The following is a 21,209-nucleotide window of genomic DNA, read 5'->3' as shown; positions in this document are numbered from 1 at the left end:
ACACCTGGCGAGTTGCTTGATGATGGTGCGCCTGTGCCGACCACGGAACCCTGCGAGTGGGCAGGCACCGTATGAAACTGATTCATTTCTCCTCTGAACACACGGCGCCGGAAAGCTTTTCCAGGATACTCAACCCGACAGCAGCGCGGCATGAGCTGGAACGGCATTATTTGTTCGGCGGCGCAGCCGGCATATCGATAAGCAGCCGGTATCCGATCACCCGCAATACTCAATCCGGGATTGGCGTCACCGGTTATCGTGAGGACGTGGCTATGAAGCGCAGCGTACTCGATGAGATCAACCGGGGCGGCTTGCTGGCGATTGAACAGGGAATGGGCACCTGGACGCCGACGAAATATGCCTTTTACATCGACGCGGAAGGCCGATTACAGCGCTACCCAGGCAGCTCTCTTCCCGCCTTTTATCCTACCGGGCGCGTGATCGCCCGCTATGAAGAAATGGTCAGCCGCTATGGCCACCGGGCAAAACCGACGGTGCTGCCGGCGAGGCAGAATACGACCCGGAATCCCCCTCTGCAACAAGCCATCGCGACCGCAGTGGCAACCGTTGCCGCCACGGTGCAGGCCATCCGTCCACTGACCAAGGCAGAACGCTGGCAAGAACGCCAGTACCTGATAGGGCGAGGCAACCGCAGCATTTACCCAGATGCGCGCATGGCGGCACAGCGCCTGGCGGAGAACAACGTCGCGGTCGAAAAGGCGAAGTTGGCTGAGAATGTTTACAAGACCACCGATTCACTTGGCGAACTACCTGAAGTACCAGAGGGCTGGAAAGATATCAGTAATGACGAGCGAGCTTTAAATAGGCTTGGTCTGGATAGTAAAATGCTTTATGACAAACCAATGAATCCTGATTTTTTAGCCCGAGTTTATCAGCCAGACGAGAGTGTCTTTGGTAAAGCGATGAGTCCGACGGTGGTGTTCCGCGGATCGCGTGCGCCCGAGTTCCCGGAGGGAATAAGCAAGGCTGCTCAGAAAGCGTTATTGAACGGCGATTTGTCAGGGATTAAAAACCTGAGCGATTGGACAAATAATGGTGCTCAGGGAATAGGGCTTAATTCTGAATACTACAAAAGAGCGGTTAATATCGGTAAAGCAATTAAAGGCGATGTTGGGATATCTGGCCATTCGCTGGGTGGGGGCATGGCATCTGCGGCCTCCATGGCCAGTGGCAAACCGGCTTGGACGTTTAATGCAGCAGGCCTGAACGCGGGAACCGTCGAAAAATACAGTGGCTCGATAATAGGCAGAGCCGATAATATTCAGGCATATCGCGTAAAAGGGGAGCTGTTGACCAAGCTGCAGGAGGTTGATTTGTGGGAGGATGCCAAAGACCTTAAATTTTATCCCCCGGCGGTGATGGCGAAAGAGCGGCTGTCCATGTTGGCGCCTGACGCCGTGGGAGTAAAGCACACGCTTCTCGGTGGAACAGGTTCACTACTGGATAAGCACGGTATAGACCAGGCGATACAATGCATTGAAAATGAAAAAGACGATGACATTGCCACAATCAAGGGACGAATATGAAAAAAATCATACTCATTATCACGATGCTAGTGTCTATGCTCATCATGCAGGGGTGCAAACAAGGTATGGATTTACAACCACAGGATTATTTTGACGGTCAGCAATTGGACATTGCCAAAGCCATTTATGATGGTGATAGATCGCAGTTGGATAAACTGTTGTCATCAGTAAACAAAGAGATCTTAAATCGTCCAGCTAAGGAAAAAATGACCTTATTGTTCTGGGCAATAAACAATGCCATCTATGATAAAACCACACCTGAAAGGCTGAAAATTATCACTGACTTGGTAAAAGCCGGTGCAGACCCTTTACAGCCTCAACCTAACACGCCGGGTAGTCCCGCTGAATTTGTTATGAAAGCGGATAAAGGCATCTGGATACAGGCTATGTTAGAGGGCGGACTCTCTCCAAATGCTAGGGATAAGGTTCATAATCAACCTATTATATTTGAAAGTTTTGAAGCGAAGAATACCGAGACATTGAAGGTACTTATTGACTATAAAGTTGATGTTAATATCAAAGGGGCTATGAACAGAACGCCATTAATTAATGCGCTGTATAACAGTTGCCCAGAACACATTGAGGTTCTTTTGGCTCATGGGGCTAACCCATTAGCCAAAGATGATTTTAATGACAGCTTCCTCTCGCTGATTTCTGCGGAAATAGCTCAAGGGGATAAGAGCAATGCGTATATAAAAAAGCTAATTAAAATTAAAGAAAAAATAAAACAGGTGAATTAGATAGTCTCGACTATCATGGGGGACAATGCTGGTCTTCTTCCAGTGCGGTAACATGACGTTATGATATACAGGAAGATGAAGGAATGAGCCACCAAAGAGCACCCAGCCGACGGCGACGAGAGTGCTGTTGTTAAGTCCCGTTTGTGACGCCATCTCTTTGAAAAGCGGCGAATCCACAAGTAGCGTTTCTATGTTGAAACCTGCACATTGATAGGGATGCTGGCGTAAGCGACGCTCAGAGATAGGATGCTTTATGCCTGACGACGAGGCCGCGACAGCGGGTGTTGCGGGCTGCTTCAGGCAACAAAAAACCCGATAATCTTGAACCTAAAAGGCGGGATTATCGGGCTCCACAAAATGGGGACATCAAAGAAAAGCAGTGGCACTAATTCAGACTGTGGCCCCCAACGAAAGTTCTGGCCGGCGACAAAAAAATCAAAATATTTTTATCGCCGATCCATCTCTCCCGCTAATCGATCAGCCGAGTATGCCCGGCCATAGCACCACGATGAGAGAACCCGCCAGCGTTAACAGCACGTTAGCGATGGCGTAGGTGCCGGCATAGCCCAGCGCCGGGATGTTGCTGCGCGCGGTGTCGCTGATGATCTCCATCGCCGGCGCGCAGGTGCGGGCGCCCATGATGGCGCCGAACAGCAGGGCGCGGTTCATGCGCAGCACGTAGGCGCCGAACAGGAAGCAGATAATCACCGGCACCAGGCTGACGATAAGCCCGGCAATCAGCATCTGGCCGCCGACCGCGCCCAGGCTGTGGCCGATGCCGGCGCCGGCGCTCAGGCCCACGCCCGCCATAAACACCATCAGGCCGAATTCTTTCACCATGTTCAGCGCGCCCTGCGGAATATAACCGAAGGTCGGGTGGTTGGCGCGCAGGAAGCCGAGCATGATGCCGGACATCAACAGGCCGGCGGCGTTGCCGATGCCGAACGAGAAGTTGCTGAACTGAATGGTGATCTGGCCGATCAGCAGGCCGATGATGAAGAAGGCGCAGAACGCCAGCAGATCGGTCACCTGGCTGTGGATCGAGATAAAGCCAATCTTCTCCGCCACGCTTTTCACCCGGCGCGCGTCGCCGCTCACCTGCAGCACGTCGCCCTTGTTGAGCACGATGCTGTCGTCGATTGGCATTTCGATCTGGCTGCGGATCACGCGGTTGAGGAAGCAACCGTGGTCGGTCAGCTTCAGCTGGCTCAGGCGTTTGTTCACCGCGTTGCTGTTCTTCACCACGATCTCTTCGGTCACGATGCGCATGTCGAGCAGATCGCGGTCGAACACTTCCTTACCGTTGCGGAAGCTCGGATCCAGCCGCGCGTGGGCGTCCGGATAACCGACCAGCGAGATCTCGTCGCCCACCTGCAGCACCGCGTCACCGTCCGGGTTGGCCAGAATGCCGTTGCGGCGGATGCGTTCAATGTAGCAGCCGGTCTGGCGGTAGATGCCCAGTTCGCGCAGGTTCTTGCCGTCGGCCCAGGCCACCAGCTCGGGGCCGACGCGATAGGCGCGGATCACCGGCAGGTAGACCTTGCGCTGGCTGTCGGTGTCCAGGCCGCGTTCGCGGGCGATCTGCTGGGCTGAGGTGGACAGATCCTGGTGCTGCAGCTTCGGCAGGTAGCGCGCGCCGAAAATCAGGCTGACCAAGCCGATCAGGTAGGTGAGGGCGTAGCCGAGGCTCAGATGATCCTGCGCCGCCAGCAGCGCCGGCCCGTTGACGATGGTGTTGCGCAGCGTATCGCCGGCGCCCACCAGCACCGGCGTCGAGGTCATCGAGCCGGCCAGCATGCCGGCGGTCAGGCCGATGTCCCAGTGGAATAGCTTGCCGAGGCCGATGGCGATCACCATTGCCGAACCGACCATCACCAGCGCCAGCATCAGGTAATTCTTGCCGTCGCGGAAGAAAATCGAGAAAAAGTTAGGCCCGGCTTCCACCCCGACGCAGAAAATAAACAGCATGAAGCCGAGATTCAGCGCCTCGGTGTTAATGGCGAAGTGTTGCTGGCCGAGCAACAGGGAAACCACTAAAACGCCAATGGAATTACCGAGTTGGACGGAGCCCAGACGGAGTTTACCGAGGCACAGCCCCAGCGCGAGTACCACGAACAGTAACAGAATGTAGTTACCGTTTAACAAACTAGCGACGTTTATGTTCACGGAGGATAACTTATTGTTTACCAGTAAGTGCTTGATATAGATAACTATAAGAGATAAATTCAGCCTTAAAACGACGTCATAAATCACCACCAGCAGAAAGCGAAGCGAACCATCGTTCGGCGGCGTTCATTCTAGACGCTATGACCGATGACAGCCAGCACAGAAAGCTGATTTCCTGCGCCGCCGGGCGCATTTAACTCTCTTTTGACCAAGGAAAAAATTCGGTTCAGCGTCACCGCACGGGTGACCGGGCCGATTTCTATTGATGCGGTAATTGGGCGGGGGAGAATTCGCATGACGAGTTATCGATATTGGCTGGGCATTCTCAGCTGTTTTCTGTTGTTCAGCCTGGTGTTTCTCGGCCAGCAAACCGGCCTGTTCGGCAGCACGGATCATGAGCACCACGGTGAAACCGGCCTGCTGCTGTTTGTGATCCCCGGCGCAATCGCCAGCTATTTGTCGAGCCGCAAGCGGCTGCTGTGTCCGTTGCTGGGGGCGCTGTATGCATTGCCGCTGTGCCTGCTGATCCGCCACTTCTGGCTGACGCCGTCCTATTCGTTTTGGCAGGAATTGGCTTACGCCACCAGCGCGGTGTTTTGGTGCGTGTTCGGCGCGATGCTGATGCTGTTCGCCCTCGGTCTGTTGCACACGCTGCAGCAGCTGCATCGGCGGCAGCGGCAATAAAAAAAGGCGCGTTAAGCGCCTTTTTTGTCGTTCAAAAACTTACTGGAACAGGTTCAGGTGTTCTTTAGCGTAAGCTTCGAAATCGGTGCAACCGCCGATGTGCTTCTCGTCCAGGAAGATCTGCGGCACGGTTTCAACCGGTTTACCGACGGTTTTTTCCAGATCGGCCTTGGTGATGCCTTCCGCGTGGATGTCAACGTAACGGAAGTTGAAATCGTCGCGTTCTTCAGTCAGTTTTTCCGCCAGTTCTTTAGCGCGGACACAATAAGGACAGCCAGGACGCCCGAAGATTACTGCAAACATGCAACGCTCCTTAATTGGATTTTCGATAAATTATTCGCGATTGCAACGACATCCCGTCACCGAAAAAGTCATTACCTGCGTCAGATGGCGCCTACTATGCCCGTTGAGGCGGTGAAAAAAAAGCAGGAATTACCTGTTAATCTGATTCATGTAACCAATTAGTCAGCCGGGGCTGTCGCCGTCGACGGGAATTCACTACACTGGGGGCAGACCTTCTGGAGAGGAAAAATATGCGTTCATTCGGTGACTTACCGCGCCCGGTGCTGGTGTTGGAAGGGGTGGGCATCGTGATGCTGGTGCTGGCCTACCTCAGCATTCACGGCCACCTGCAACTGCCGGGTTGGCTGGCGTCGCAGCAGGCGGCGGTCGGCATGATTTTCCTCGGCGTGGCGCTGATGGTGCCGGCGGCGGCGTTTCTGGTATGGCGCGTGGTGCAGGGCTTCGGGCCGCTGATGCGCGGCGGGTTGCCGCCGGAAAACGATCGCCGCAAACCGCAAGATGCAGACGCATCGAAAGATAATCAGGATCGCGATCCGCGCGCCTGAGCGCCGCGGCCGCTAACCCGCCTGCCGGGCAGGCGTTGGCTTTTGGGGTGACGAGTGAAAATTGCCATTCTTTCTCGCGACGGATCGCTCTATTCATGTAAGCGGCTGCGTGAAGCGGCGGAAGATCGCGGGCACAGCATCGATATCATCGATCCGCTCTCCTGCTATATGAACATCAATCCGGCGGCGCCGACCATTCATTATCGCGGCCGTCAGTTGGAACGTTACGATGCGGTGATCCCGCGCATCGGCTCCGCCATCACCTTTTACGGCACGGCGGTGCTACGCCAGTTCGAGCTGCTCGGCAGCTACCCGCTAAACGAATCCGTGGCCATTACCCGCGCCCGCGACAAGCTGCGTTCGCTGCAACTGCTGGCCCGGCAGGGCATCGATCTGCCGATCACCGGTTTCGCCCATTCGCCGGACGACACTGGCGATTTGATCGAGCTGGTCGGCGGCGCGCCGCTGGTGGTCAAGCTGGTGGAAGGCACGCAGGGTATCGGCGTGGTGCTGGCGGAAACCCGCCAGGCGGCGGAAAGCGTGATTGACGCCTTTCGCGGCCTGAATGCCCACATCCTGGTGCAGGAGTACGTGCGCGAGGCGCAGGGGCGCGACGTGCGCTGCCTGGTGGTGGGCGGCCGGGTGGTGGCCGCTATCGAACGGCAGGCCAAGCCCGGCGAGTTTCGCTCCAACCTGCACCGCGGCGGCACCGCCCGCAAGGTGACCATCACAGCCAGGGAGCGGGCGATCGCGGTGAAAGCGGCGAGCACGCTGGGGCTGGACGTCGCCGGGGTGGATATCCTGCGCGCCGAACGCGGCCCGCTGGTGATGGAGGTCAACGCGTCGCCGGGGCTGGAAGGGGTGGAAACCACCACCGGGCTGGACATCGCCGGCATGATGATCGAATACATTGAGCAGCGCGGCCGGCCGGGCTTCCGCCTGAAGTCCGGCGGTTAACGGGGTGGGCGGAGCGCATTTCCCGCCGTGCAATATCTGAATTAGTGAATTAAGCCGCATTGATCGTGGCGTATCGGGTGAATATTCCGTAAGCTATGCGCCTTTTCGCGTATTGAATATTGTGAGGCTGGTTATTATGGATTCACTCATTGTCCCCGATTTGGCGCTGTTGCGGCGCTGGCTGGATCAGTCGGGCATTTCTTTCTTTGAGTGCGATTCCTGCCAGGCGCTGCACCTGCCGCACATGCAGAACTTCGACGGCGTGTTCGACGCCAAGATAGATCTGGTGGACAACGTCATTCTGTTCTCCGCGCTGGCCGAAGTGAAGCCGACCGCGCTGATCCCGCTGGTGGCGGACCTGAGCCAGATCAACGCCAGCTCGCTGACCATCAAGGCGTTTGTCGATATTCAGGACGACAACCTGCCGAAGCTGATTGTCTGCCAGTCGCTGAGCGTGGCGGTCGGCATCACCTACGAGCAGTTCACCCACTTCATGCAGCAGGGCGAAGAGCAGGTCTCGATGGTGATCCTTGAGGCGCGGGCGAACGATCTGCTGTTTATGGGTGACGAAGAAGAGATCCCCGCTGGCGCCGTGCGTCAACCGATGCTGCACTGATCCTCGCCATACCTTAAGCATGCCGTCGCTCCGGCGGCATGCTGCCGTGACGTCTCTCCGCAATAAAATATTCTGCACTTTGGCCTTTGCCGCCCGATCTTTCTCGCCTTTTGCGCCGTTAATGGCGTATCACATAGAGAAAACTGCATAAAAAATCGATAAAAGGCGTTTTTTACCCTGGGGGCTGGCGGGTTGCGATGGCAGCGGCTATGCTGCTGATTCTGCAAAGGGCTTGCGATTCCCCTTGTGACCACGCGAGCAGGGCAGTGAAAAAGGCGCATGCAATCATATGCATAGCCATTCAGTTCGCGGTTGCAACGATTGCGCTCAATCAGGAAAGGTTTTGTATCGCTGCAGATACAAGTTCAATTCTATGATTCACCCTGTTTTGGAGGAAGTTACGGATGGTCACCCAACGTAAAAAGTGGTTATCGGGTGTGGTTGCCGGCCTGTTGATGGCCGCGTCCGTCAATGCGTCAGCCGAAGAGAAAACGCTGCACGTGTATAACTGGTCCGATTATATCGCGCCGGACACTTTGGCTAATTTCCAGAAAGAAACCGGCATCAAAGTGGTGTACGACGTCTTTGACTCCAACGAAGTGTTGGAAGGCAAACTGATGGCGGGCAGCACCGGTTATGATCTGGTGGTTCCTTCATCCAACTTCCTCGAGCGCCAGTCTCAGGCCGGCATCTTCGAACCGCTCGACAAGAGCAAAATGCCCAACTACAAGAATCTCGATCCCGAGATGCTGAAGCTGGTTGCACACAATGACAAAGACAACAAATACGGCATCCCATACCTGATGGTGACCACCGGCATCGGCTATAACGTCGACAAGGTGAAGGCGGCATTGGGCAAAGACGCGCCTGTCGACAGTTGGGATCTGATCCTCAAGCCGGAAAACCTCGAGAAGCTGAAAAGCTGCGGCGTCTCCTTCCTCGATGCGCCGAGCGAGGTTTACGCCACCGTGCTGCACTACCTGGGCAAGGATCCCAACAGCACCAATGCGGCGGACTACACCGGCGCGGCCAACGATCTGCTGCTGAAACTGCGGCCGAACATTCGTTACTTCCACTCTTCTCAGTACATCAACGATCTGGCTAACGGTGATATCTGCGTGGCGATCGGCTGGTCCGGCGACGTGATGCAGGCGGCCAACCGCGCCAAAGAGGCGAAGAACGGCGTGAACGTGGCCTACGCGATCCCGAAAGAGGGGGCGCTGACCTACTTTGACATGTTCGCCATGCCGGCGGACGCCAAGAACAAAGACGCCGCGTACCAGTTCCTGAACTTCCTGATGAAACCTGACGTGATGGCGGGCATCAGCAACTATGTCTATTACGCCAATGCGGTGAAAGATTCCACGCCGCTGGTGAACGCCGAAGTGCGCGAGAACCCGAACGTCTATCCGCCGGCCGATCTGCGCGCCAAGCTGTTCACGCTCAACGTGCAGTCGCCGAAGCTGGACCGTGTCATTACCCGCGCATGGACTAAAGTTAAAAGCGGGAAGTGATGATGGGGGGGATACCCCCATCGTCGGTAAACCGGCAGGCGGGCGCTCCCCGCCTGCATTGCCGTTTTGGGCCACGGCGCTCGCCGTGGTTTTGTGCCGCTTTACGCCGGAGAGCACCCCGATTGAACGACGCCATCCCTCGTCCTCAAGCCAAGTCGCAGAAGGTCTTCACCCCTCTGCTGGAAATCCGTAACCTCACCAAAACCTTCGACGGGCAGAATGCGGTCGAAGACGTCAGCCTCACCATCTACAAGGGCGAGATCTTTGCGCTGCTTGGCCCGTCCGGCTGCGGCAAGTCCACCTTGCTGCGCATGCTGGCCGGCTTTGAACAGCCGACGGAAGGGCAGATCGTGCTCGACGGGCAGGATATGTCGCATGTGCCGCCGTACCAGCGGCCGATCAACATGATGTTTCAGTCGTACGCGCTGTTCCCGCACATGACCGTGGAGCAAAACATCGCGTTCGGCCTGAAGCAGGACAAAATGCCGCGGGCGGAGATCGCCGAACGGGTGGCGGAAATGCTGGCGCTGGTGCACATGCAGGAGTTCGCCAAACGCAAACCGCACCAGCTTTCCGGCGGCCAGCGGCAGCGGGTGGCGCTGGCGCGCAGCCTGGCCAAGCGGCCGAAGCTGTTGCTGCTGGATGAACCGATGGGCGCGCTGGACAAGAAGCTGCGCGATCGCATGCAGCTGGAAGTGACCGACATTCTCGAGCGCGTCGGCGTGACCTGCGTGATGGTGACGCACGATCAGGAGGAGGCGATGACCATGGCGGGGCGCATCGCCATCATGAACCGCGGCAAGTTCGTGCAGATCGGCGAGCCGGAAGAGATCTACGAGCATCCGAATAGCCGCTTCAGCGCCGAATTTATCGGTTCGGTCAACGTCTTCGACTGCGTGCTGCAAGAGCGCCACGACGATGCGCTGATCCTGCAAAGCCCGGGGCTGCGCCATGCGATCAAGGTGGATCCGGACGCCTCGGTGGTGGACGGCGTGCCGATCCAGGTCGCGCTGCGGCCGGAAAAGATCCTGCTGTGCGAACAAGTGCCGGAAGACGGCTGCAACTTCGCGGTGGGGGAAGTGGCGCACATTTCCTATCTGGGCGATCTGTCCATCTACCACGTGAAGCTGCACAGCGGGCAGGTCATCAGCGCCCAGCTGCAAAACGGCCATCGTTTCCGCAAGGGGATGCCCACCTGGGGCGATGAAGTGCGTCTATGTTGGGAAACCGACAGCTGTGTCGTGTTGACGGTGTAGTGGAGCTGGTGAGGAGTAACCCGTATGTCCCTGCTTTCTGAACGCACGCCGGAACCGCCGGCCAAAACGCCGGCCACCCTCAAGGCCTTGTTCCATCGCCTGCTTATGGCTCACGGCCGCAAGCTGGTAATCGCATTGCCGTATTTATGGCTGACGCTGCTGTTTATGCTGCCGTTCCTGATCGTGTTCAAGATCAGCCTAGCGGAGCTGGCGTTGGCGGTGCCGCCTTACACCGAGCTGATGAGCTGGGTGGACGGTAAGCTGAACATTGCGCTCAACTTCGCCAACTATCTGCAGCTGACCGACGATCCGTTGTATATCGATGCCTACCTGCAGTCGCTGCGCGTGGCGGCGGTCTCGACGCTGTGCTGCCTGATCATCGGCTATCCGCTGGCCTGGGCGGTGGCGCACAGCAAGGCGTCGACCCGCAACATTCTGCTGTTGCTGGTGATCCTGCCTTCCTGGACTTCGTTCCTGATCCGCGTTTACGCCTGGATGGGGATCCTGAAAAACAACGGCACGCTGAATAACTTTCTGATGTGGCTAGGGGTGATCGACCAACCGCTGGTGATCCTGCACACCAACCTGGCGGTGTATATCGGCATCGTTTATTCCTATCTGCCGTTTATGGTGCTGCCGATTTACACGGCGCTGATCCGGCTGGATTACTCGCTGGTGGAGGCGTCGCTGGATCTGGGGGTGCGGCCGCTGAAAACCTTCTTCAGCGTGATCGTGCCGCTGACGCGGGGCGGCATCATCGCCGGTTCGATGCTGGTATTCATTCCGGCGGTGGGGGAGTTCGTGATCCCGGAACTGCTCGGTGGGCCGGACAGCATCATGATCGGCCGCGTGCTGTGGCAGGAGTTCTTCAATAACCGCGACTGGCCGGTGGCCTCGGCGGTCGCCACCATCATGCTGCTGTTGCTGATCGTGCCAATTTTGTGGTTCCACAAACACCAGAACAAGGAAATAGGGGGGCAGGAATGAACAACTTGCCGGTAGTGCGTTCACCGTGGCGCATCGCCATCCTGACGATCGGTTTTACCTTCCTGTATGCGCCGATGCTGATGCTGGTGATCTACTCCTTCAACAGCTCCAAGCTGGTGACGGTGTGGGCCGGCTGGTCCACGCGCTGGTATACCGAATTGTTCCACGATTCGGCGATGATCAGCGCGGTGGGGCTCAGCCTGACCATCGCTGCCGCCTCCGCCACCGCCGCGGTGGTACTGGGGGCCATCGCCGCCGTGGTGATGGTGCGATTCGGCCGCTTTCGCGGTTCGACCGGCTTCGCGTTTATGCTGACCGCGCCGCTGGTGATGCCGGACGTGATCACCGGCCTGTCGCTGCTGCTGCTGTTCGTGGCGATGGGGCATGCCTTCGGCTGGCCGTCAGAGCGCGGCATGTTTACCATCTGGCTGGCGCATGTCACCTTCTGTACCGCTTATGTGGCGGTGGTCATCAGCTCGCGTCTGCGCGAGGTGGATCGCTCGATTGAAGAGGCGGCAATGGATCTGGGGGCGCCGCCGCTGAAGGTGTTCTTCGTCATCACCTTGCCGATGATTGCGCCAGCGCTGATCTCCGGCTGGATGCTGGCGTTTACCCTGTCGCTGGACGATCTGGTGATCGCCAGTTTCGTCTCCGGCCCGGGCGCCACCACGTTGCCGATGCTGGTGTTCTCCAGCGTGCGCATGGGGGTGAATCCGGAAATCAATGCGCTGGCCAGTCTGATCCTGCTGGTGGTAGGCATCCTCGGCCTGATCGCCTGGTGGTTTATGGCGCGCTCGGAAAAACAACGATCGCGTGAATTGCAGCGGGCGGCCCGTAGCTGAATCGTAACAAACCTGCTATTTTTGCAATCAATAAGTATTGCAACTAACTACCTGACTTTACATGCGCCACCTGTATAGGTGGCGCGTCGTAGCGGAACACGGATATGTCAGACATGCTGAAAAGCGGGCAGGGAATGGGATCGACTTCGGATGCGCCGGTGCCGGTGATGGTGGCGGGCACCGCCATGGTGGCGATCAAGTGTATCAGCGTGGTGCTGCTGCTGGGCGAGCTGGGCGTCGACGGCGCGCAGGAATTCGTCAACACCAGCGCGCAGGCGTGGGATTCCACCTTTATCTTTCTGGCTGGCCTGATGCTGCTGTGCCTGCAAATCAGCTGCGGCTTTGCGGTGATGCGCGGCCGCAATTGGGGGCGCTGGGGCTATGTGGCCTGCCAGTGCATCGTGGTGCTTTACCTGCTGTTGGCCACCATCGGCAGCGTCTTCCCCGAGGTGTTCACCGTGGAGGGGGAAACCAGCGGCCAAATCCTGCACGTTCTGATCCTGCAAAAGATCCCCGACGCGGTGATCCTGGCGTTGCTGTTCGTTCCTGCCGCCAGCCGCCGCTTCTTCACCGCGCGCAAGTGAGATTTTAGGCGCGCGGAGTGGTAAACTCTGCGCCCTTAATTCGTCATCCTGAACTTCACGGTAATCTTCATGCATTGCGCTTTGTATACGGCGGGCACCTGCCGTTCCTGTCAGTGGCTGGAAAAGCCCTATCCGCAGCAACTGGCCGACAAACAGCATCACCTGCACTCGCTGTTGGCCGGGCGCGACGTCGCGCAGTGGCTGCAGCCGGCGGCGGGGGAACTGAGCGCATTTCGCAATAAAGCCAAGATGGTGGTCAGCGGCAGCGTGGAGCGCCCGCTGCTCGGCATGCTGCACCGCGACGGCACGCCGGTCGACCTGAGCGATTGCCCGCTGTATCCCGCCGGCTTTGCGCCGATGTTTGCGGTGCTGAAAAGCTTCATCGCCCGCGCCGGCCTGACGCCGTATAACGTGGCGCGCAAACGCGGCGAGCTGAAATACCTGCTGTTGACCGAAAGCACGCTCGACGGCGGCGTGATGCTGCGCTTCGTGCTGCGCTCGGAAACCAAGCTGGCGCAGCTGCGCGCCGCGCTGCCGTGGCTGCAGCAGCAGCTGCCGCAGCTCAAGGTGATCTCCGCCAATATCCAGCCGGTGCATATGGCGATCATGGAAGGGGAGCGCGAGATCGCGCTGACCGAACAGCAGGCGCTGGAGGAACAGTTCAATCAGGTGCCGCTGTTCATCCGCCCGCAAAGCTTCTTCCAGACCAACCCGCAGGTGGCCGCCGAACTGTATGCCACCGCCCGCGACTGGGTGCGCGCGCTGGGTATCGACAGCATGTGGGATCTGTTCTGCGGCGTCGGCGGTTTCGGCCTGCACTGCGCGCAGCCGCAAACGCGGTTGACCGGCATCGAAATCAGCGCGGAAGCGATCGCCTGCGCGCGCCAGTCGGCGCAGCGGTTAGGATTGTTGCAGGTCGATTTTCAGGCGCTCGACTCCACCCGCTTCGCCACCGCCGAAGGCCAGGTGCCGCAGCTGGTGCTGGTCAATCCGCCGCGGCGCGGCATCGGCCAGGCGCTGTGCGATTATTTGAGCCGGATGGCGCCGGATTACATTCTGTATTCCAGCTGCAACGCCGAGAGCATGGCGAAAGATATCGAGATGTTGCCGGGATACCGCATCGAACGGGTGCAGCTGTTCGACATGTTCCCGCATACCGCGCACTACGAAGTGTTGACGCTGTTGGTGCGGCATTAAAGGCGCTTTTTGGCAGCCGTGTAAGCCGCTGAACGTTCGCGTTTGCCCACAGAAAGGACCAGAACCACGATCTCCGTCTCCATGATGCGATACACCAAACGAAAGCCTGAGGCTCTGAGTTTGATTTTGTAGCAATCAGGCAAACCGGCGAGTTTGTTGGCGGGGACGTGGGGATTAACCAACACGGATGCCAGCTTTTTTTTGAACTGTTCCCGGATCGCCGGGGACAGTTTTTTAAATTCCTTCAGTGCGTGTTCTTCGAATTCAAGCTTATAAGTCATCCAAATTGACCTTAATGCGTTTGCCGTTCATCCGTGAACGAACGATTTCAGCGAGTTCGAGATCTTCCAGGTACTCCGCGATCGCCTCCCAGGTTTCCGGAGAGACGTAATATCCCGAAATCTTACCGTTGGTCAGGACGGCGACCGGTTGCCCTTGTGCCTCTTTAAGGGCGGCGTTGGGCGATTTTTTAAAATCGCTGATGCTAACTGCGGAGTCGGCGAGAATGGGTTGAACCGTCATGATGTTATCCTTGGTGCTAAATTCAGTATCAAATTTAGCACTAACCGGATGCGGTAGCAATCCGATGGAGCCGCCGAAGGAGGGCGACTCCACATGCGGACTTACTGCGGGAACCACTTGTCGTTGATGGCTTTGTAGGTGCCGTCGGCCTTGATGGCGTCCAGCGCGGCGTTCAGCTTGGCCAGCAGCGCCTGGTTATCCGGGCGCACCGCGATGCCGAGACCGGTGCCGAAGTATTGCGCATCGGTGATGTGCTCGCCGACCGGCGCCAGCTGCGGGTTGGTTTTCAGCCACTCGTTCACCACGGCGGTGTCGCCGAACACGCCGTCGATACGGCCGTTTTTCAGCTCCAGAATGGCGTTCTGGTAGCTGTCGTAAGAAACGGTGTTAATCTCCGGGTGCTTGTCCTGCATGTATTTCTGGTGGGTGGTGCCGTTTTCCATGCCGAGCTTTTTGCCTTTCAGATCCGCCAGCGAGCTGAACTTGCCTTTTTGCGCGATCACGATTGCCGAGTTGGCGTAGTAAGGTTGGGTGAAGGCGACCTGTTTGCTGCGCTCCGGCGTGATATCCATCCCGGAAATCACCGCATCGTATTTTTTGAATTTCAGCGCGGCGATCAGGCTGTCGAACGCCTGGTTGGTGAAGGTGCACTGCGCCTGCATTTGCTTGCACAGCGCGTTGGCCAGATCGATATCGAAACCGACGATCTGGTTGTTGGCGTCGAGCGATTCGAACGGCGGGTAGGTGGCGGAGGCGGCGAAGCGGATAGTCTCGGCCGCGGCGGCGTTAAAGGTCATCCCGGCCAACATCGTCGCGGCAAGCAGCAGTTTTTTCATGCGTAGAGCTCCTGTCTGGATCCTGAAAGTGATTATTCGCTATCGTTTGTTTTTACTGGTAATCGCCAGAGGTTTTTGTGCGAATGCCTGTTGTTAACCCTGCCACTGAGTGAATTAAAATGCAATATAAATGATTAAGTATTGCTTTGAGGGGTAAAAAAAGCCCCGCACAATGGCGGGGCTCATGGGGGCAGCGGCCTCAGTTGCGGCGCTCAAACGCCAGCGCGCGGCGCTCCACCAGTCGCATCAGCAGCGTCAGCAGGCCATTGACGCACAGGTACACCAGGCCGGCGGCGCCGAACACCATCACGTCGTAGGTGCGGCCATACATCAGCTGGCTGTAGCCCATCACTTCCATCAGCGTGATGGTATAGGCCAGCGAGGTGCTTTTGAACACCAGCACCACTTCGTTGGAATAAGACGACAGCGCGCGTTTGAAGGCGAACGGCAGCAGGATGCGCAGCGTCTGCCGGCGCGACATACCCAGCGCTTCGCACGACTGCCATTGCCCGGCGGGAATGGCGCGCACCGCGCCGTAGAACAGCTGCGTGGTGTAGGCCGCGCTGTTCAGCGCCAGCGCTATCATCGCGCACAGCCAGGGCTGCGACAGCAGGTTCCACAGCCACGGATAGTCGCGGATCGCCGGAAACTGACCGGGGCCGTAGTAGATCAGGAAGATCTGCACCAGCAGCGGCGTGCCGGTGAACAGCGTCACGTAGATCTTGACCAGCGGCGTCAGGATTGGCGTTTTCAGCGTCAGGATCACCGTCAGCAGCAGCGACAGCACCAGCGCGACGATCAGCGCGGCGACGGTCAGCGTCAGGCTGGTATGCAGCCCTTTGAGGATTTCCGGCAAATACTCAATCATCAGACCGGCCCCCGCTCAAAGCGCGTGGCGCGCAGCTCAATGCGTTTGATGACGTATTGGCTGAACAGCGTCACCAGCAGGTAGATGGCCGCCGCGATCACATACCAGGTAAAAGGCTCCTGGGTGCGGGTGGCGATGCTCTTGGTTTGCAACATCAGATCGTTCACGCTGATCAGCGACACCAGCGCGGTGTCTTTCAACAACACCAGCCACTGATTGCCGAGGCCGGGCAGGGCGTGGCGCCACATCTGCGGCATGATCAGGCGAAAGAAGATCGCCGCCTTACTCAGTCCAAGCGCTTGACCGGATTCCCACTGCCCCTGCGGCACCGCTTTGAGCGCGCCGCGCAGCGTCTGCGAGGCGTAGGCGGAATAGAGCAAGGCCAGGGCGATCACCCCGCACAGGAACGGGCTGACTTCGAAATTGTCGATCGCCAGCTGAATCGGCAGCTGGAACAGACCGAGGTTGAGGGTAAAGCCGTCGGAGAGCATCAGCAGCAGCTGCGACGAGCCGAAATAGATAAACAGCACCACCAGGATTTCCGGCAGGCCGCGCAACACGGTCACCCAAGCGGTGCCGAGCCAGCTGACCGCTTTCCAGCGGGACGATTCCCATACGGCGAACAGCATCGCCAGAATCAGCCCGAGGATCAGGGCGCAAACGGCAAGGCCGACGGTCATGCCGGCGGCGCTTGCTAAAGGTTGTAATTCATTCATTTGGGCGTATTACTGCTGGAACCATTTTTTGTAGATGGTTTCATAGGTCCCATCCTGCTTGATCTTGTCCAGAGCGGCGTTGAACTTGCCCTGCAGATCGGTATTCTTCTGGCGCACCGCGATGCCGAGGCCGGTGCCGAAGTAGTCTTTGTCGGTCACTTTGGCGCCCACTGCCGCCAGCGCGTCATTCTGCTTCAGCCACTCGTTGACCACCGCGGTATCGCCGAACACCGCATCAACGCGGCCGTTCTTCAGATCCAAAATGGCGTTCTGGTAGCTGTCGTAAGGCACGGTGGTGATTTCCGGGTGCTTGTCGGTCAGGTATTTTTGGTGGGTGGTGCCGTTTTGCACGCCCACTTTCTTGCCTTTCAGCGCCGCCACGTCGGCGATTTTTCCTTTCTGCGCGATGAACAGCGCCGAGTTATCGTAGTAAGGCTTGGTGAACAGCACCTGCTTCTCACGCTCCGGCGTAATGTCCATGCCGGCCATCACCGCATCGAAACGCTTGAACTTCAGGCTCGGGATCAGGCTGTCGAACGCCTGGTTGGTGAAGGTGCACTCGGCCTGCATCTCTTTGCACAGCGCGTTGGCCAGATCGACATCAAAACCCTGAATTTTGTTGCCGGCGTCAATAAATTCAAATGGAGGATAGGAGGCTTCGGTAGCGAAACGGATGGTTTCGGCTGCGGAGGCGGAAACGCTGATGCCGGCCAGAACGGCGGCGATTATTAGTTTTTTCATCGCAAAATCCCCAAATTACAGCAAGTTAATTGTTAGTGTGATAAGTAGTTGGCAAACTCGGTGGTCCGTGGCTGCGCAAAGTGGCTGCTGTCGCCTTGCTCCACCACGTGGCCGTTTTCCATGTACACCACGCGGCTGGCGGTCTTGCGCGCCACTTCCACTTCGTGGGTGACGATCACCTGCGTGATGCCGGTGCCGGCCAGTTCGCGAATGATGCTGACGATCTGAGCGGTGATTTCCGGATCCAGCGCCGCGGTCGGTTCATCGAACAGCAGCACCTGGGGTTCCATCATCAGGGCGCGGGCGATCGCCACGCGCTGCTGCTGGCCGCCGGAAAGGTGCAGCGGGAAGCGATCGGCGAAGTCGGTCAGGCGCAGACGCTTGAGCAGCTTGTCGGCGCGCTCCATCGCCTGAGCCTTGGTCAGACCCAGCACGCGGCAAGGCGCCTCGATGAGGTTCTGAACCACGGTGAGGTGAGGCCACAGGTTGTATTGCTGGAAGACCATGCCGACGTTTTGACGCAGTTCGCGAATGGCTTTCTCGCCCGGCGCCTGTTTGAAGTCGAATTGGTTGCCGGCGATCTGCAGTTGGCCCGAACGCGGCATTTCCAGCAGGTTCAGCACCCGCAGCAATGAGCTTTTCCCGGCGCCGCTTGGGCCAAGCAGCACCAGGGTTTCCCCGGCTGGACAATCCAGCGTGATGTCAAACAGCGCCTGGTGAGCGCCGTAATAGCAATTGATACCGTTAAGTTGAATACTCATGCGCCAGAATTGAATAGACATTGATGCCGCAAATGTTAACTTCCGCAGAATACTTATGCAATCTTTGTGCGTTAAAATTTATGAGTGTGCGGCGGGACAGTAAAAGATTAGCACAAGATACCGCGACTCAAGCCGAGGGAGGGGATTTGTGGCGCAGGCTGTGATATCGGTAGCGAAATTTTTTCTATTGGACGAAATTTGAGCAACTAGCGGGCGGCGGGGATGACCGACGCGGCAAGCCCGCGTCGGCCGGGGAAGGCGGGTTACTGGTTTTCCAGCACCTGGCGCACGCTGCCGTTGGTGGCGTGCGCTGGAACATTCAGGTAGCGAATATCATCAACCACCCAGCAGGTGCCTTCGCGCACCATCAGCACTTCGTCTTGCCAGTTCACGGTGCTGTTGGCGTCTTTCTGGTAGCTCAGATCAACGCGCAGCGGGATGTTCTTCGCATCGGTGTTAGGAATGGTCGAGGCGCTGGCGACGGAGGCGTTGCTTGGCCCTTGCGCATTGCCGGAGAACAGATCGCCGGTTATCTGATGCTTGCCCGGGTTTTGAGCGGCGCTGACCAGATCCTGATACAGTACTTTGCTCAGATAGGGCTGCAGCTGCGCCAGGCGGTTGCTGTCCGGCAGGCCGGCGCCCTGCTGGATGCGCAGGTCATAGAACTTTTGCGCGACCGTATCCGGGCCGCCTTCCACACAGCTGCCGCTGCGGGTGCCGATATCCTTGTATGCCGGTTCCACCGTGGTACAGGCACTCAGCAACAGCGCTAAGGGTAAAACAGCCGCAATCGTTTTTGTTTTCATCTTATTACCTTATGTGAAAGTCTCTACCATGAAGACCGATAGCTTACAGTATAAATGCGTTTTTTTGCCTTGCATTCGTACTGCGTGCCATTGATTAAGCGAACATAACGCCAATCTTCTGGTCATAGATACGTTGAATTAATCAAACAAGGAATTCTGATGCAGCTTTCAACTACCCCGACCCTGGAAGGGTTCACCATCACCGAATACTGCGGCGTCGTCACCGGCGAAGCGATCCTCGGCGCCAACATTTTTCGTGATTTCTTCGCCGGCGTGCGCGATATCGTCGGCGGCCGCTCGGGCGCTTATGAGAAAGAGCTGCGCAAGGCGCGCTTGATCGCGTTCGAAGAATTGGAAGATCAGGCGAAAGAGCTGGGCGCCAACGCGGTGGTCGGCATTGATATCGATTATGAAACCGTTGGCAAAGACGGCAGCATGCTGATGGTGACCGTCAGCGGCACCGCGGTGAAAGTCAGCCGCTAACGCCATTCTCCGCGCCCCGGCCGTTTCGCCGGGGCGACATCCTGTAGGTTCATCCCACCTTGTGCTGCTCGGCGATCGGGCGGTGTTCCTGCGGTTTCACCGGCGCCGGCGCTTGGCGATGCGGCATTGGCTGAACGGACGGCTGGTGGATCTGCGGCGCCGGGGCAGGATGCGGCATGATGCGCGCTTGCGGCACCGGTGCCGGGCGCACTAACGCCGGATGCAGCGTTGCGGCCGGTTCGCGCGCCCCGGGCTGAACGACGTGCGGCACTATCTGAACCTGGGGGTGCACGGCGGATGGATGCACCGGCGCAGCATGCACGGCCATCGGCTCCTGCGCGTGGGGCGCCGCCGGCGCGGTATGCGTGAACGTCGGCATGCTCCTCGGTTGTTGCACATGGGGCGCGTTGGCCGACTGTTGCACGTGCGGCGCGGCCGCTACCGGCTGGGTGTGCGCAAAGGTCGGCAGGGTCATCGGCGCATGGGCCGCAGGCGCGACACGCGGCTGCGCGTTAGGCGTCGGCGGGTTGAAATACGGCGTCGGTGCGGCGGTCGTATTGTTGTAGTTATTCACTGTATGGATGCTGCGATTCACATTGTTCACGTTGTTATATTGGTTGATGTTGGTGACGCGATTCACCACGGTGGTGGAATGCGATACGTAGGGCGCATCGCGGTAGACCACCGGTTGGCGTCGATCGTCCCAGCGCATATCCCAGCTGTGCCAGCCGCTGTTGTGCTGATTGAACAATGAGGCGACCGCAATGCCGACACCGAAGCTGATCACGCCGGCCGCCAACATGTCGCCGCCGCTGTAGCCCGAAGGTTGATACCGATAGCTCGGATAAGCTGGGATCGGCGTGCCGTAGGCCACCCAGGGATCGTAATGCGGGACGTAAACCGTATCCGGCTGGCTGGGTTCGATGACGATGGTTTCGCCCGGCGCCGCCACCACGCGCTGGCGATAGGGCTGCTGCTCAACGTAACGGGTGGTGGGGGCCACGACGATGCGCTGCTGCGGGGTGTTTTTCAGCGTGCCTTGGCTGGCCGCCCGTTGACGCATCACCTGAATGGCGTTCATCACGTCGGTGGGATCGTTCAGGTAGGCGCTGCCCAGGGCGGTGGTCCAGGGGATGTTTTTCGCCATTTGATCGAGCACGTCAGGGAATTGCACCAGGCCGCGCACGCTGGGATCCCAAGGCTGAGCGTCGGCCGCTGAGCTGAGCGCCGCCGGTTGCAACCCGCGGTTTTGCGCCAGCCAGGCATCCGCGGCGCTGATTTGGTCAGGATAACCCGCGCCGGCCAACACCTGCGCCAGCAGCTTGTCGGGGAACAGCGCCACCGGGCTGACCAACTGGTACAGCTGGTCGGCGGTCAGCGGCGTATAGGCCGGCGCGCTCACATTGGCGGCGGATGCAGCCGAGGGCGGCGCGCTCCCGCCCATCGCATCGGCGACTTTTTGCCGATCGCAGCCGCTGAGCGGCAGCATGGCGGCACAGAGCAACCAGGACAGATAGCGTGGCGTGAACATGTTCGAC

The 21,209-nt window shown here is 58.3% G+C and carries 24 protein-coding genes; 13 read left to right on the top strand and 11 right to left on the bottom strand.

The features are described from left to right. Positions 1 to 71: 71 nt before the first annotated feature. The gene (locus ACJ8KE_RS09825) at positions 72 to 1,547 is read left to right on the top strand and encodes a phospholipase (protein WP_442517228.1); all 1,476 of its coding nucleotides are present in this window, start codon (positions 72 to 74) and stop codon (positions 1,545 to 1,547) included. After that, positions 1,544 to 2,287, top strand: coding sequence for an ankyrin repeat domain-containing protein (locus ACJ8KE_RS09820; protein WP_097102455.1), 744 nt, complete (start codon positions 1,544 to 1,546; stop codon positions 2,285 to 2,287). Before ACJ8KE_RS09825 ends, ACJ8KE_RS09820 begins: the two co-directional genes overlap by 4 nt. Positions 2,288 to 2,764: 477 nt before the next feature. Here ACJ8KE_RS09820 and ACJ8KE_RS09815 read toward each other — a convergent pair whose 3' ends face one another. Further along, complete coding sequence (locus ACJ8KE_RS09815) at positions 2,765 to 4,453, bottom strand: aspartate:alanine antiporter (RefSeq protein ID WP_004938680.1); 1,689 nt, start codon at positions 4,451 to 4,453, stop codon at positions 2,765 to 2,767. A 294-nt stretch (positions 4,454 to 4,747) separates the two neighbouring features. Here ACJ8KE_RS09815 and ACJ8KE_RS09810 point away from each other — a divergent pair, with 294 nt between their 5' ends. Beyond that, the gene (locus tag ACJ8KE_RS09810; protein WP_004938679.1) at positions 4,748 to 5,137 is read left to right on the top strand and encodes an inner membrane protein YbjM; all 390 of its coding nucleotides are present in this window, start codon (positions 4,748 to 4,750) and stop codon (positions 5,135 to 5,137) included. 39 nt (positions 5,138 to 5,176) lie between these two features. Here ACJ8KE_RS09810 and ACJ8KE_RS09805 read toward each other — a convergent pair whose 3' ends face one another. Further along, positions 5,177 to 5,440 (bottom strand): GrxA family glutaredoxin, encoded by a 264-nt coding sequence (locus ACJ8KE_RS09805; protein ID WP_004938676.1) that lies wholly within the window; start codon positions 5,438 to 5,440, stop codon positions 5,177 to 5,179. A 230-nt stretch (positions 5,441 to 5,670) separates the two neighbouring features. On the opposite strand from ACJ8KE_RS09805, the gene ACJ8KE_RS09800 reads away from it, so the two are divergent. The 9 genes from ACJ8KE_RS09800 to rlmC all read left to right on the top strand — a co-directional run bounded on the left by ACJ8KE_RS09800 (position 5,671) and on the right by rlmC (position 13,938). Beyond that, the gene (locus tag ACJ8KE_RS09800) at positions 5,671 to 5,985 is read left to right on the top strand and encodes a YbjC family protein (protein WP_016928364.1); all 315 of its coding nucleotides are present in this window, start codon (positions 5,671 to 5,673) and stop codon (positions 5,983 to 5,985) included. A gap of 54 nt (positions 5,986 to 6,039) precedes the next feature. Beyond that, a complete protein-coding gene (gene rimK, locus ACJ8KE_RS09795) occupies positions 6,040 to 6,942 on the top strand; it encodes a 30S ribosomal protein S6--L-glutamate ligase (protein ID WP_016928363.1) in 903 nt (300 codons plus the stop codon). 136 nt (positions 6,943 to 7,078) lie between these two features. After that, the gene (locus ACJ8KE_RS09790; RefSeq protein ID WP_004938666.1) at positions 7,079 to 7,558 is read left to right on the top strand and encodes a YbjN domain-containing protein; all 480 of its coding nucleotides are present in this window, start codon (positions 7,079 to 7,081) and stop codon (positions 7,556 to 7,558) included. Positions 7,559 to 7,962: 404 nt separating this feature from the next. Next, the gene (gene potF / locus ACJ8KE_RS09785) at positions 7,963 to 9,072 is read left to right on the top strand and encodes a spermidine/putrescine ABC transporter substrate-binding protein PotF (protein ID WP_015377292.1); all 1,110 of its coding nucleotides are present in this window, start codon (positions 7,963 to 7,965) and stop codon (positions 9,070 to 9,072) included. A 122-nt stretch (positions 9,073 to 9,194) separates the two neighbouring features. Next, positions 9,195 to 10,328: a putrescine ABC transporter ATP-binding subunit PotG gene (gene potG / locus ACJ8KE_RS09780; protein ID WP_240293975.1), complete on the top strand. Its 1,134-nt coding sequence runs from the start codon at positions 9,195 to 9,197 to the stop codon at positions 10,326 to 10,328. A 24-nt stretch (positions 10,329 to 10,352) separates the two neighbouring features. Further along, the gene (potH, locus tag ACJ8KE_RS09775; protein ID WP_442517227.1) at positions 10,353 to 11,315 is read left to right on the top strand and encodes a putrescine ABC transporter permease PotH; all 963 of its coding nucleotides are present in this window, start codon (positions 10,353 to 10,355) and stop codon (positions 11,313 to 11,315) included. Then, positions 11,312 to 12,157, top strand: coding sequence for a putrescine ABC transporter permease PotI (gene potI / locus ACJ8KE_RS09770; protein ID WP_016928360.1), 846 nt, complete (start codon positions 11,312 to 11,314; stop codon positions 12,155 to 12,157). Before potH ends, potI begins: the two co-directional genes overlap by 4 nt. Positions 12,158 to 12,261: 104 nt before the next feature. After that, on the top strand, positions 12,262 to 12,741 hold the full coding sequence (locus ACJ8KE_RS09765) for a YbjO family protein (RefSeq protein ID WP_028127974.1): 480 nt from the start codon (positions 12,262 to 12,264) through the stop codon (positions 12,739 to 12,741). A 69-nt stretch (positions 12,742 to 12,810) separates the two neighbouring features. After that, positions 12,811 to 13,938, top strand: a complete 1,128-nt coding sequence (gene rlmC, locus ACJ8KE_RS09760; RefSeq protein ID WP_028127975.1) for a 23S rRNA (uracil(747)-C(5))-methyltransferase RlmC — start codon at positions 12,811 to 12,813, stop codon at positions 13,936 to 13,938. Here rlmC and ACJ8KE_RS09755 read toward each other — a convergent pair. From ACJ8KE_RS09755 to ACJ8KE_RS09720, 8 genes are all read right to left on the bottom strand, one after another. Beyond that, positions 13,935 to 14,219 (bottom strand): type II toxin-antitoxin system RelE family toxin, encoded by a 285-nt coding sequence (locus tag ACJ8KE_RS09755; protein WP_016928357.1) that lies wholly within the window; start codon positions 14,217 to 14,219, stop codon positions 13,935 to 13,937. The two genes, rlmC and ACJ8KE_RS09755, sit on opposite strands and share 4 nt — an antisense overlap. Then, positions 14,209 to 14,460: a type II toxin-antitoxin system Phd/YefM family antitoxin gene (locus ACJ8KE_RS09750; RefSeq protein ID WP_016928356.1), complete on the bottom strand. Its 252-nt coding sequence runs from the start codon at positions 14,458 to 14,460 to the stop codon at positions 14,209 to 14,211. Before ACJ8KE_RS09750 ends, ACJ8KE_RS09755 begins: the two co-directional genes overlap by 11 nt. A 101-nt stretch (positions 14,461 to 14,561) precedes the next feature. Further along, entirely contained in the window at positions 14,562 to 15,296 is a 735-nt protein-coding gene (artJ, locus tag ACJ8KE_RS09745) for an arginine ABC transporter substrate-binding protein (protein WP_016928355.1), read from the bottom strand. 199 nt (positions 15,297 to 15,495) lie between these two features. Then, on the bottom strand, positions 15,496 to 16,164 hold the full coding sequence (gene artM, locus ACJ8KE_RS09740; RefSeq protein WP_033637817.1) for an arginine ABC transporter permease ArtM: 669 nt from the start codon (positions 16,162 to 16,164) through the stop codon (positions 15,496 to 15,498). Further along, on the bottom strand, positions 16,164 to 16,880 hold the full coding sequence (artQ, locus tag ACJ8KE_RS09735; protein ID WP_028127976.1) for an arginine ABC transporter permease ArtQ: 717 nt from the start codon (positions 16,878 to 16,880) through the stop codon (positions 16,164 to 16,166). Before artQ ends, artM begins: the two co-directional genes overlap by 1 nt. A 9-nt stretch (positions 16,881 to 16,889) precedes the next feature. Further along, positions 16,890 to 17,621 carry an arginine ABC transporter substrate-binding protein gene (gene artJ / locus ACJ8KE_RS09730; protein WP_004928409.1) on the bottom strand — a complete coding sequence of 244 codons (732 nt, stop codon included), beginning with the start codon at positions 17,619 to 17,621 and terminating at the stop codon, positions 16,890 to 16,892. 32 nt (positions 17,622 to 17,653) lie between these two features. Continuing rightward, on the bottom strand, positions 17,654 to 18,382 hold the full coding sequence (artP, locus tag ACJ8KE_RS09725) for an arginine ABC transporter ATP-binding protein ArtP (RefSeq protein WP_016928352.1): 729 nt from the start codon (positions 18,380 to 18,382) through the stop codon (positions 17,654 to 17,656). A 263-nt stretch (positions 18,383 to 18,645) separates the two neighbouring features. Continuing rightward, entirely contained in the window at positions 18,646 to 19,188 is a 543-nt protein-coding gene (locus ACJ8KE_RS09720; protein ID WP_097102449.1) for a lipoprotein, read from the bottom strand. Positions 19,189 to 19,347: 159 nt separating this feature from the next. Here ACJ8KE_RS09720 and ACJ8KE_RS09715 point away from each other — a divergent pair, with 159 nt between their 5' ends. Beyond that, positions 19,348 to 19,671: a heavy metal-binding domain-containing protein gene (locus ACJ8KE_RS09715; protein ID WP_004928400.1), complete on the top strand. Its 324-nt coding sequence runs from the start codon at positions 19,348 to 19,350 to the stop codon at positions 19,669 to 19,671. Positions 19,672 to 19,720: 49 nt separating this feature from the next. Here the strand turns inward: ACJ8KE_RS09715 and ACJ8KE_RS09710 are convergent, their stop codons facing one another. Next, complete coding sequence (locus ACJ8KE_RS09710) at positions 19,721 to 21,202, bottom strand: DUF3300 domain-containing protein (protein WP_097102447.1); 1,482 nt, start codon at positions 21,200 to 21,202, stop codon at positions 19,721 to 19,723. Between the last annotated feature and the right edge of the window lie 7 nt (positions 21,203 to 21,209).

It is taken from the genome of Serratia sp. CY56464, from assembly GCF_052168435.1.
Classification (GTDB): Bacteria; Pseudomonadota; Gammaproteobacteria; order Enterobacterales; family Enterobacteriaceae; genus Serratia; species Serratia marcescens.
This window is presented reverse-complemented; position numbering and strand designations above follow the sequence as displayed.